Source organism: Vibrio sp. OPT20 (assembly GCF_963889365.1).
Classification (GTDB): Bacteria; Pseudomonadota; Gammaproteobacteria; order Enterobacterales; family Vibrionaceae; genus Vibrio; species Vibrio splendidus.
Map to the genome: position 1 here is coordinate 926,296 of NZ_CAWPOA010000031.1, position 11,337 is coordinate 937,632.

Genomic DNA, 11,337 nt, shown 5'->3' on the forward strand with positions numbered 1-11,337 from the left:
CTAAAATTATCCAAGGCGTAGAAGCATCGGGAATGGCAATGGTGAAAGCTGATGTAGAGAAGGGCTTCTTGAAAGGCAACAGCTTTGCTTCTCGCTCTGGTTGTTACCAAGAGATTGAATTTCGTAGCGGCGGCTTTATGAATAATAAAGAGATCGAGCTATCATTCATCGTTGAAGGCTCAATGGTTCACTGCGTAGCAGAAATCGACCGCTCAATGAGCTTCCGCGGCGACCAATACATCTCATTCAGCTTGCCTGCGAACGCGGCGGATTCAGACATTCGCAACGCCGTCTCAAGAATCATGAGTGCGTAGTTGCTCTCTCTGTTAGTAGTTACTCTTTCTATTAATAGAGACAAGACAGTACGATTTCTAAAGCCGAACTTATCCGTTCGGCTTTTTTAATTCTACTATCTCGACCCTAAATGGACTTACCACTGATGACGATAGGCCAACTGGAAGGCAACATCGGTGGAGTTATCCATGTTGAAGATGTTTTCGATAATGGATATCTCGATCGCTGAACGTTGCATTAGGTAGCGATATCCAAGCATTATTTCATTTGCGGCTTCTGAAAACTCAGTATCACCGTCTTCGGCGCCTTCATACCAACGATACTCAAAGTGCAACTCATGGTTTTCAAATAGCGTGAGTTGATATCCTCCCATCCATGACCATGTTGTTTTCTTATGTATAAAACTATTTTCCACCTCTCGATTAGACTGATTGGCCAACCCTAAGCTTGTATAGAAGGTATTGATGTCGAGTTGGTATGCATAGTTGAGTTGAGCGCTTTGTTCGGTGCTGTTTCCCTTAAATGCACCGTGGTTGACGTTGTTGTGATAGAGGGAGACACCAAAAGATAGTCCATGGTTTTCAAGGTCTATGATTTGGTATTGAGTGTAGAGTGTGAAAGCACTTGTCAGCGTGTCGCCAGAGAAGTCACTGATATTGATGCCATGGCTTGGCGCGTAAACATCAAATTGGTGTCTGTCTTTACGTTCCCGCCCTGCTTGGTCGATGCCAAATAGATCGTGGTAATTGATGATGACCTTATCAAGGTGATTATTGGCGGCGTATAACCAGCGGTAGTTGAACTCTATTTGCCATGCTGTTGTTAGTTGCCATTTCAGCCCTGTTTGAAGTTGATTCTGATAATAGTCTAAATGATAGTCGTGAGAGTTAGCCCATATACTCGCGGCGGTTAAAGAAGCAAATACTTCAAGCTTGTTTTCTTCGAGCGGAAAGCCAGAGCGGAGCATTGGAGTAAGACGAACTGACTGCAATGGTGCTTGGGTATAACTGATTAGCGGGCCGTAATCTTTGTTGGCCCATGCGGTTGGAGTAAAAACAACAGTTGCTATTAGTAATGATAAAGGTGGTATGAACGATATAAAGACTGCCTGTTTTCCCATATGCACCTCATTCGCATTCCGTTGCCTCTATATAGCTTAGTTCTAAATAACTCGTTTGTAAGAGATAAGTTGGAAGGGCGTACTCACAAGAGATAGGACAAATAGTTGAGTTGATACAGCTTGACTGGAAAGAGGAGGGGCAGGGAAGTTACCGCTATTATGATAAAACGTTATGAAACGAAGTGGTTGGAGAGCGGGCAGATTCTCTCTGTCATTGTCATTTCATATAATTTCGTTACAATGTTCGGCTACTCACAAATGGGGCATCTGTATTTGCTTCTATGTGGGTATCTTTATTATGCATATATCTCCGATCGACATACTTGTTGATTGAAAAACATATATTAAACATTTTCATGTGTTGCTTGGTGTGTCTCAAGACGTGAATCTCCCTTCTTATTGCAATTCCTCTTTACCATTCATACCCCTTGATAGAACCCTTTCAATACAAACGCTTAACAAAAAGAACGTCATTCAAACTATTTGTTGGATACTAGCTCATATTGCTTAGAATACACTTGCATTCATATGAGATTTGTACCAAATTTGTACCAAATATTTTCGGTACAAATGAATGGCAATCACAGATGCTTGGCTAAGAGCCACACAAGGCAAGCCTTACAAAGGGCAACCCGAAGTCACCCATAGAGATGGCTTAGGCGTGCGTGTGAGCCCGAAAGGTAAAGTGACCTGGGTTTACCGCGTTACCTACCTAGGTAAAGCCATAAAAATGAAACTTGGCGAATACCCAGCCATGAAAATGCGCGATGCATTGCGCGAGCGTGAAAAGAAAGCTGAGCTCGTTATCTTAGGCATTGACCCAAGAACAGGCATCAACCTTTCAGACAAAGCCCTACCAAGTACAGTAGACGACTTAATCGACTATTGGGTTGAACACCACGGCAAAGACAACGTAAAGCAGTGGCAAGCACTAGAGAAGATGTTTAGAACAGACATCAGCCCATATTTAGGCCAGCGCCAAGCCAAACACTTAGAACTGACCGATTACATGCCTGTGTTTCAAAAGGCTAAGATTCGCGTGAGTGCAAAGCATTCAGCAAACCTCATGTCGCGCTTTAAACAAGTGCTGTCTTATGCCGTTCGCCACGGTTTACTCAAATACAACATGCTTGCAGAAATAAAGAAAACCGATGTAGGTGCACCAACAGACACCAAAAAGAGCAAACAGACAGAAGCTGGCGTTAAAGCACTTTGGAAAGCCATTGACGACATAGGTGTGCATGAGAGCAACAAAAACTTCCTGCGCCTAATGATGATATTTGCCAATCGTAGTAACGAGCTGCGCTTAGCGAAAAAACAAGACTTCGATTTAGAAGCACTTGTTTGGACGGTTCCAGCAGAGAATAACAAGATCAGGAAAAAGCAGGGCGGGGCAATTCGACGCGCGATTCCGCCATTGGCAGAAGAAGTCATTCGAAATCAGTTCGCTATTTATCCTGATCTAGACATCATGTTCCCACCAGTGAGAGTTGAACATGACAGGCCAATGGCCGAGAACGTGCCTGTAGAGTTTGGCCGTAAACTGGCTGATGCGATAGAAGCGGCAGGTTTCCCTAGAACAACCAATCACGATATGCGAAGAACGGCTCGCAATATGTGGGAAGCGATGGGCGTTCCATTTCATGTTGCTGAAACAATGCTAGGACACAAAGTACATCGTGGCGTACAAAGCCACTATTTGGATTACGACTACTTGGATGAGCAGAAGAGAGCGTATAAAAATTGGGGAAGTATTTTGAATAGTAAGGAGAATAATTGCTAATGGAAACTGCACACTCAAATCAGGCAACTCCTAAATATTTAGGATATGTATACCAAATCCTTATAGCGATTGAAAAATGCTTTGAAGCTAGTCCAAATGAAACGATTTGGATAGAGTGCTTTGGTGATGTTTATAATGGTCATACCTTCACAGAGGTTAAACACCATTTTGGTAATCACAATTTGGTAAGTAACTCTAAAGACTTTTGGAATACTTTAAAAAATTTAGTTGTCGAAGATTCTTCGCAATTTGTAAAAATGGTGTTACACACAACATCATATATCCCTGAGGACTCCATTTTCTATAATTGGAATGTTTTAAGTGGTGAAGATAGGTTTAATCTAGTTAATAATCACACCCCTAACAATACGATTAATGAATTGTATAAAACAATTATGAGTGAATGTTCAAATCAAGAGCTTACAGATATATTGTCAAGGTTTTCAATCGAAGCTTCTCGAGTTGAAATAAAAGATCAATGGGGTAAGCTTTTAGAAAGAAACTTACGCACTGTCGATATTAATTATCGGGAACACATACTTCACTATATATACTCATATGTGAACAAGCGTGCTATTGATAATAGACACTACTGGAATGTGAATATTAACGACTTCGATGCTGCGATTCAATATCAGGTGAATCGGTGGGGGGGAGATAAGATTCCATTCCCAGTAGATTCTACGGAACATAAGTTGGATGAATCTGCACACTTTACTTTTTTAAGTGAGTATAAACAAATGGGTATTAAGGGAGTCGATAGAGGTACAGCTTTGAATGAATATTTTCAAGCTAAAAAAAGTGAAGAAGACCTTGTTGACCTAAAACCAGATGTGATGCCCGAAATAATTGACCAATATGCAGTTGATGTTGTAAGTAAAGCATCAGGTTTTAAACGTGAATCTGCGTATGACGTTCAAGAGGAAGATCTCGATAACCCTATAGCTAACAAAGCTTCAAGAACTGCATACTTTAGGTTCTATAACAGTTCTGTTCTTGAAATTCCCGAAGTTTCAGATACTAACGCGTACTTTATGAGAGGGAAAGTTCACGAAGCTGTTAGCGATAACAAATATACTTGGACATACAGTATTGAGGATCTGGATCTATGAATCCTAATGACATCTTAAATATAAAATATTCGCCAATACTGGTATCAAAAATTTTATATAGTTTTTGTTTGGGTGCAAAGCGTATTGATGAACGTGGTGCTAAATTTGAACTGGTATATTTAGTACTTCCCTTCGTTATGGATGATGATTTCAGAATTAAGTTAAAATCAAGAAATATAGCGAGCACATTTAAAACTACATTTTTTCAAAAGAATGAAGTTTTCAAAGAAAAAATGTTTTTTATAAATGAAAAAGTAAAATATTCTAGAAATGTAACCAATGATGGTTTGATATATTTGAGCTCTGTGTGTGATATGACTATCGATGAGTTTTTTAGTGTGTCAGGAAATCTACCTGATACTAATGAACAAATAGTTAGCGAATTTGAAAGTGATTGTTTTAAGGCTGCTTACAATCTAGGCTCGATTTTTTCAAAAGAAGGTTACATAAATGTATTGCTTAAAACAAAGGTAAATAATATATGAAAGCTTTCCTTAAAAATATAATACTAATAGGAAGTGAAAATAGCAAAAGAGAATTAGAGTTTTCTAATGGGCTTAATATAATAACTGGCGATTCAAAAACAGGCAAGAGTGCTCTTATTGAGATTGTTGATTTTTGTTTATTTGCAAAGCGTTCTACGGTACCAGTTGGTATTGTGATAAATTACACGAAAATATTTTGCTGTGTGTTTGAGTATAATAATAAAAAAATAATTATAGGCAGATCGAAAGAGCAGCCAACTAAATGTTACTTTTCAGTAGAGTATGATTTGAAATTCGACGCAAAAGACAATGTTGATTTTGTATATTTCGAAAAAATAAAACCGAGAACTAGAGAAGAAGTACAACAAGATTTTGAAGAGCACTTAGGCATGTCTGTTGATGATACTTCTTTACCTGAAGATGAAAATAATGGAAGAAATAAAGGGAAGGTGTCAATAAGAAATGCTACTTCATTGTTTTTCCAACATCAAAATTTAGTAGCAAATAAACATAGTCTATTTTACAGATTTGATGATTTCATGAAAGGTAAATCTGTTATTGACCAGTTTCCTATATTTATGGGATGGGTTAATAACAGATATTATCGCCTAAAGAAAAGAGTAGATAAATTAGATAAAAATATAAAAAAAATAGAAAAAGAAGAAAGGAAGCTTAAGTTAACATTTGATGATCAGAAAGCTAAGTTATTGGCGCCTATTAATCAATATTATAAAGTCTTAAATATGCGCTTCCAGGAAGAGAATGCGACAATATCACGACTAAAAGAGATAGCGCTAAACCTACCTGAAGTTCCTTCAAATGCTGAGCAAAATGTAGATTTTAAACAACAGCTTAACTTGTTGGAAAAGAAGAAAAATGAATTATTGAAAGAGTTGTATGAGCAAAATCAACTCATAGGGCTAATTGAAGAGAATGAAATCGAGTCTTCCGGGTATGCAAAATCTCTCTCTGATTTAGCTAGTGTGTCATTCAGTGATACTAATGTAAATGAGCTAAATTGTCCTGTTTGTTCTTCAACCGTGGAGGGTGTAGGCTCTCGAGTCAATGCAGTTCAAAGCTCAAGAGAGTCGTTAATCGAGGAACTTTCAAGAGTTGGTAACTATAAAAAAGATAGCTCTAAAGCACTTAACTCTCTTTTGTTAAAAAGAGATAAGCAAAAACTAAAGATTCGTGATGTTAATACTGAGATAAAGCAATTAAAGAAAATATTTAGGGTTAAAGATAACACTGAAATAAGGGATGCACTAAATCAGATCAAAGGTCGAATCGAGACAATACTAGAATTTATTGTTATCTCACAAAAACAAGATGACAAGCCCCTGAACTTGCTGGAAATGAAAGCAGAGCTTGAAGAAAACCAAAAGGCGTTAAAAGGTTATGGTTTAGAACATCGATTTTCTGAAGCAAATGCTTTAATCAACAAAACGATGAATGAGCTCAAAGAAAAGTTAGACTTTGAAGACGATCTACGTGATGGTGAAATGAAGTTTAAGACTGAAGACTTTTCATTTTATTATTATTGCCATAATCAGGAAATTCGCTTGTCTGAGATGGGAAGTGGGGCCAATTGGTTAGCATGTCACTTAGCGGTGTTTTTATCTATTCTAAAATTGATAGCAAAATCAAATGCAGTTATCCCAGCAATGCTATTTCTTGATCAACCAAGTCAAGTCTACTTTCCTAAAGTTACGCAGACTTTTTCTTCTGAAAATAAAAATGGCCTTCTAGGTGAAGAGGAAGTTGATGAAAATATCAAGCAAGTTATTAATATATATAATGTAATTAAAGATTTTCTTGATGATTTGGAAAAAGACTCCAGCATTGGTTTCAAACCACAGGTTATAGTATTAGAACATGCTGATGAGCCACAGTTTGACGAATTTGTTCGTTATCGTTGGTCTGCAGATGGAGATAAGCTGATTTAACTGTTTTCCAGAGCCTTAGAGGTTTCTAAGGCTCTGGTTTAGAATTAAATCATCCCACGCTCTTTCGCCCATTCAATGAACTCTTTGTATGGGCGTTTTCCTCTCATGCCTTTCACCGCTTTTGGGAAGCCAAGCTCCTGGGTCCAGCGCCACAGAGTAGGCTGGCTAATACCAAGAGTTTCACGAACCTCTTTATCGCTGATGAAAAAGCGTTGTGTTGCTAGGTTTATCGTTGAATTAGCCATTTTGATTTCCTTTCTTAACTGAATTTTTCATATAACAAACATAAAACACCGCGCAAATAACGGCATAGACGGCGAAACTGATCATTGGGCAACTCCTTTTGCTGGTGGCATAATTCGTACTCGGTTTGTTGTGTGCCAACACATTGCATCCCCATTAAACAAACCGCCTTCGCGTAACTTAGCGCAGCCTTGTGGTAGTTGTTCACCACACTTACCGCAGCAGCCGAGGTCGCTTTCAATCTTTGGTATCTCGGCATGAACACGGTAAATAAGTGACTGCAAAGCTTCTACTAGGGTGTAAGGTTCACTTGGGTAAGCGAAGAACTGGCAAATTTCATCAAGCTTTGTCATTTCATCTGGTGATAACGTCACTCTGATATCGTTATTGCCACTGGTCTTACGCTTATCCCTTAGGCGCTGTGCGCGAGCAGCAGCTTGTTTGCGCTTGCGTTCTTCATTCATTTTTCGGCCTTACGCTTACGAGAGTTCGCTGTCTTTTTCATTGGAGAAAGTAACTGGCGAGCTTTTGCTAAGCAAAAGTCGAAACACTTTCCACCACGGCCTCCGAACGAAGCGGTGGTTCGGTAGGTTTCAATCGCAAAATTACATGCGCGATTTGCTTCGTGGTGTTCGTAACCTTCACCAAGTAAGATTTGATGAATATTTTTATGGATAAACTCTTCTTGAGAGTTTCGAAGTAGGGAAGTCGTCATTACACAAAGTTCCTTTGGTTTCTGGGTGAAACCTGGCAATCAGTCTAAGTACTTGAAATTGGTGGTCAGCCAGTTATATACTGATTGTGAGGTTTGGTTCTTTAGTTCTAAGTCTCATTGCACAAAGTAAGCCCTTATTGGTTTGGTCACCGATAAGGGTTTTCTTGTTTTAGTCGTTTGCCCAATCGTAGCCAGTTTCAATATCCATATCGTAAGCTGATATTTCTTCGCCTTTTCCAATCTCCATAACTTGATCGTGGATGTCACCAAAATCTATAACACTTCCTGTGGCATACATTCGGAATAGATAAGATTCAAAATCGCGCTTGAATGTGATTACTTTTGCTTTTTTACTGCTGCCTTGAGAGCTAATGTCGAAGCCAATTACTTTACGGGTGTTGATATCCACTTCTATGGATGCACGACATTCACTAAATCTTTTATTCTCGTTAGAGCGATAGCTATCTGATTCAGCTTCCCCATCAAATCCAATGCTGATAAAGCTCGAGTTCCAGTTTTCATTTTCACGCTTGAAGCACACCATAAATCTTCCAGAATGGTCACATTCATGATCTGTAATCCCACCTTTCAACATGGTTATCAAATCATCAAATTGAACCGTTTCGCCTGCTGTAGGACAGATCTCGTTTAGCAGGGTATCGACTTGGTTTACCACTGGACCTTCAATGTGTTTGTTAAAACGCTCACGGATAGTCGTAGTGATAAAGTGGTTGTATTCAAGAATGCCAAGGTTATCCATATCCAGTTTTAGTTGGCTTTTTAGCGTGTCTTGAAATGCTTTCCCAAAGTCAGAATAACTACGGAAAAAGTCGGTAAGTTCGCTGGTGATCGTTTCTTCAATTTTCTTCTCAATTGCTTCTTGTAACTCAGCTGAAGCTAGTGTGTTTTTTACTGCATTAGTAGCGATTTGCTCGATGTTTAACATGGTTGTTCCTTAGCTATAAAAGGGTGGTCAGCCCTTGGTTAAAGTCTCATTGCACAAAGTAAGTAGGGTGTTATTGCGTTAATTCATCTAAGTACTTATTGGTGTCCTTAAACCACTTTGTTATCTGTTTATCGTGGTGTTTCCCGGCTTGAATATAGCTTTCCAAATCAACTTGATTATCACCTTCTGAACGATAGCCGTCGGTATGAACTGAGATAGTGATGAGTTGAACATGAGCCGAAAAGTCAAAGAAGACATCATGTGCTGTCGTCATGGTGATCTCGAAGCAACGGCTAGTTAATACAGCAATCTCTTTGGCGTATCGTTTACATAATCGAGCTGAAAGTTCGGGCTTTTCACATGTTGGGAATTCAATTGGTACTGTCACTTTGAATCTCCTAGTTAGTTGGTAGAACCATTGAATTCAACTTACTGCTCAATTGGCCAGAAAGAGCATTGAATTGATGAATGGTTTGGGCGTCTTCTTTTCCAACGCTTACTTCCAAGTTTTTGCACTTATCACTTAGCTGAATGAGTTGTTCTAGTTCGTCATAAAACGGGTCGCTTTTTGGCATCTTTGCTAGGAAGTGCTCGAAGCTCGTTCTATGTAATTGAATGGCTTTAGAGCCTTCTAGAGTTTGATTTATGGTTTCAATAGGTAGTTGGTTCATTCTTTTCTCTCTAACACATTACGTTGTTATTTAAATTACACCTAATGTGTAATTAATGTCAACACATAAAGTTGTTTTTGTGGGCGTAAAAAAACCTGCGAATGCAGGTTTTGGTTTGAAGTAAGTAATTTCGGTCGACTATAAATCCATAATTACTTGTTTTACAAAGCCAACTATACGGCAGTTACCGTTAATAGGGATTGGTTGATAGCTTGGATTTAGAGGGATTAAAAATTTATTTGGCCCATCAATTTCTAACTTTTTGATGGTTGCTTGTGGTTCATCATTAAGTGTCGCGACAACAATCTTGCCACTATCCGGTGCAGAGCAGGGTTCAACTATGACTATTGAGCCATCTGGTATGGAAGGAGAGCCAAAGGGGTTGGTCATCGAGTTTCCTGTAACTCGCAATGCAAAGGCATCATCACTTACTTTTGCGGGTGTAAATTGCCATTCAAACTCTTCATCAGCAAGGTTTAGCTGCACACTTTTCCAGTTGCCTGCTTGTACATTACTTATTAAAGGGACTCTTTTTAGAAGAGGTACAACTAGGTTTTCGGAATTAACGAAGCCCTGTTCAGGATTCGAGTAACCTTTACCGGTTAGTAACCAAGATGCATCGCATTCTAAGGCTTTAGCAAGAGAGATGATATTTCTAGGTTTAGTTGTGACGCCACCTTCAATTTTAAAAATTGACTGCTGCGCAACTCCTACTAGTTCAGCTAACGATGCTTGGGATAAACCAAGTAGTTTTCGTCTTTGTTTGACCCGCTCAGCTAAGCTCATTCTTTCCTTCCTTCCACTCTAGTTGTCATTTTTAAATGCGTTCAAACTGTGATGTTCATTATCACAACAAAATGTGTTAATTGACAATTGCCCTAAGTTGTATTCAAATAACAACTAAAGTTAGTTATTGAGAGGTTTGAAATGTCCGCTATTGAACGATCTACTGAAATTCTAGGAGGTCAAACATCATTAGCAAAGCTTTTAGGTGTAAGCCAATCCCATGTTTGGAATTGGATTAATCGAAAACACCAAGCCCCAGCAAAATATATTCGTGCAATATCAGAAGCGACAAGGGGCGAAGTGTCAGTAAAAGAGTTGTTAACTGACCATGAAGATACTAACTGAAATGAACTGATAGACCTGATCACCAACATTCTGGATAAACAACCAGTAAGGAATAACCATGCAACCCAGTTTAAAAAGCGTTATGCATAACGCGGTAGTCGCTTGGCGAAGTGATACAACGAAAGAACAAATTGCGGAATATATTTCTCGCTTCTATCACAAGATGAAAATCTACGAAGAGGAAGACTGCCAAAGGGAACACCTTCTCAAAGTACCGTCGGCTTTGAACAATCCAAACAACACTCAAAATCTATTCCGCTATGTCAGTAGAACAAGTACAGAGGCCAAAGCTAACGTAATGGATTTGTTGCCTGCAATTATTGCGGCACTACCTAAAGCTAGGGCAACAGCTGCACTGAATCAATTCCTAAACCCGCTTGGGTATTCGGTTGCGGCTATTGGCTCATGTCAAACCATGGCGAACCGTGATCAACTGCTCGCCGATTTTAGCAAAGAGTCATCTGAAGCACTCCGTTCGATACTTTTACTCAGTGAACACGCCACGTCTGACCAACTTCGTGATGCTTACCGAGAGTTACAAGAGAGTGCCGGTTCTCATGATCCGTTACTTAAATACTTAGAAACATTGATGGCGCAAAAGGCTGACCACCTGAATGCATTTACTAACCACGCTAATTAGCAAAACAAGAGAACTTTGTGCAATGAGTCTTTCTTATCAAAATTACCACGGCCAAATGCTGTGGGTAGCAAACAACGGCAACTGTCGTTATGTGGTGTCGCGCAATAAAGCGAAGCAAATCCTACAAACCATGAAGGCGAGGGCGGTTAAGTGATCGAATTCCTAGATAGGCCCATCGCTTTTCATCGGCCATTCGTCAAGCTAGGCATCGGCATTACGGGCGCATTAATGCTAAGCCAAGCGATTTATTG

The 11,337-nt window shown here is 39.3% G+C and carries 16 protein-coding genes; 8 read left to right on the forward strand and 8 right to left on the reverse strand.

Annotated elements, in window-relative coordinates; translation table 11 throughout:
- A partial coding sequence (locus AACR09_RS05280; protein ID WP_228010937.1) for a sporulation protein occupies positions 1-314 on the forward strand: 314 nt, incomplete at its 5' end.
- Between the two features lie 116 nt (positions 315-430).
- On the opposite strand, the gene AACR09_RS05285 is transcribed toward AACR09_RS05280, so the two are convergent.
- On the reverse strand, positions 431-1,414 hold the full coding sequence (locus AACR09_RS05285) for a DUF3187 family protein (protein ID WP_193836113.1): 984 nt from the start codon (positions 1,412-1,414) through the stop codon (positions 431-433).
- Between the two features lie 574 nt (positions 1,415-1,988).
- On the opposite strand from AACR09_RS05285, the gene AACR09_RS05290 reads away from it, so the two are divergent.
- From AACR09_RS05290 to AACR09_RS05305, 4 genes are read left to right on the forward strand one after another with little or no spacing between them, the layout of a single operon-like run.
- A complete protein-coding gene (locus AACR09_RS05290) occupies positions 1,989-3,197 on the forward strand; it encodes a tyrosine-type recombinase/integrase (protein WP_193836114.1) in 1,209 nt (402 codons plus the stop codon).
- Positions 3,197-4,309 (forward strand): hypothetical protein, encoded by a 1,113-nt coding sequence (locus AACR09_RS05295; RefSeq protein ID WP_193836115.1) that lies wholly within the window; start codon positions 3,197-3,199, stop codon positions 4,307-4,309. Before AACR09_RS05290 ends, AACR09_RS05295 begins: the two co-directional genes overlap by 1 nt.
- The gene (locus tag AACR09_RS05300) at positions 4,306-4,794 is read left to right on the forward strand and encodes a three component ABC system middle component (protein ID WP_108194701.1); all 489 of its coding nucleotides are present in this window, start codon (positions 4,306-4,308) and stop codon (positions 4,792-4,794) included. Before AACR09_RS05295 ends, AACR09_RS05300 begins: the two co-directional genes overlap by 4 nt.
- On the forward strand, positions 4,791-6,740 hold the full coding sequence (locus AACR09_RS05305) for a DUF3732 domain-containing protein (RefSeq protein ID WP_193836116.1): 1,950 nt from the start codon (positions 4,791-4,793) through the stop codon (positions 6,738-6,740). The genes AACR09_RS05300 and AACR09_RS05305 overlap by 4 nt, the downstream gene beginning before the upstream one ends.
- A gap of 44 nt (positions 6,741-6,784) precedes the next feature.
- Here the strand turns inward: AACR09_RS05305 and AACR09_RS05310 are convergent, their stop codons facing one another.
- The 7 genes from AACR09_RS05310 to AACR09_RS05340 all read right to left on the reverse strand — a co-directional run bounded on the left by AACR09_RS05310 (position 6,785) and on the right by AACR09_RS05340 (position 10,101).
- Entirely contained in the window at positions 6,785-6,985 is a 201-nt protein-coding gene (locus tag AACR09_RS05310) for a helix-turn-helix transcriptional regulator (protein WP_004733439.1), read from the reverse strand.
- A gap of 81 nt (positions 6,986-7,066) precedes the next feature.
- Positions 7,067-7,447, reverse strand: coding sequence for a hypothetical protein (locus tag AACR09_RS05315; RefSeq protein ID WP_193836117.1), 381 nt, complete (start codon positions 7,445-7,447; stop codon positions 7,067-7,069).
- The gene (locus AACR09_RS05320) at positions 7,444-7,698 is read right to left on the reverse strand and encodes a hypothetical protein (RefSeq protein WP_016788517.1); all 255 of its coding nucleotides are present in this window, start codon (positions 7,696-7,698) and stop codon (positions 7,444-7,446) included. The genes AACR09_RS05315 and AACR09_RS05320 overlap by 4 nt, the downstream gene beginning before the upstream one ends.
- A 169-nt stretch (positions 7,699-7,867) precedes the next feature.
- Positions 7,868-8,644 carry a hypothetical protein gene (locus AACR09_RS05325; protein WP_065100199.1) on the reverse strand — a complete coding sequence of 259 codons (777 nt, stop codon included), beginning with the start codon at positions 8,642-8,644 and terminating at the stop codon, positions 7,868-7,870.
- A 70-nt stretch (positions 8,645-8,714) separates the two neighbouring features.
- On the reverse strand, positions 8,715-9,032 hold the full coding sequence (locus tag AACR09_RS05330) for a hypothetical protein (protein ID WP_004733444.1): 318 nt from the start codon (positions 9,030-9,032) through the stop codon (positions 8,715-8,717).
- Between the two features lie 10 nt (positions 9,033-9,042).
- Positions 9,043-9,315 (reverse strand): hypothetical protein, encoded by a 273-nt coding sequence (locus tag AACR09_RS05335; protein WP_193836118.1) that lies wholly within the window; start codon positions 9,313-9,315, stop codon positions 9,043-9,045.
- Positions 9,316-9,453: 138 nt separating this feature from the next.
- Positions 9,454-10,101, reverse strand: coding sequence for a LexA family protein (locus AACR09_RS05340; RefSeq protein WP_016788513.1), 648 nt, complete (start codon positions 10,099-10,101; stop codon positions 9,454-9,456).
- Between the two features lie 141 nt (positions 10,102-10,242).
- On the opposite strand from AACR09_RS05340, the gene AACR09_RS05345 reads away from it, so the two are divergent.
- The 3 genes from AACR09_RS05345 to AACR09_RS05355 are packed head-to-tail and all read left to right on the forward strand — an operon-like array spanning position 10,243 to position 11,240.
- Complete coding sequence (locus AACR09_RS05345; RefSeq protein WP_016788512.1) at positions 10,243-10,446, forward strand: helix-turn-helix domain-containing protein; 204 nt, start codon at positions 10,243-10,245, stop codon at positions 10,444-10,446.
- Between the two features lie 58 nt (positions 10,447-10,504).
- Positions 10,505-11,086, forward strand: a complete 582-nt coding sequence (locus AACR09_RS05350) for a toxin YdaT family protein (protein ID WP_108195837.1) — start codon at positions 10,505-10,507, stop codon at positions 11,084-11,086.
- Between the two features lie 22 nt (positions 11,087-11,108).
- Complete coding sequence (locus AACR09_RS05355; RefSeq protein WP_261383261.1) at positions 11,109-11,240, forward strand: hypothetical protein; 132 nt, start codon at positions 11,109-11,111, stop codon at positions 11,238-11,240.
- Positions 11,241-11,337 lie beyond the last annotated feature (97 nt).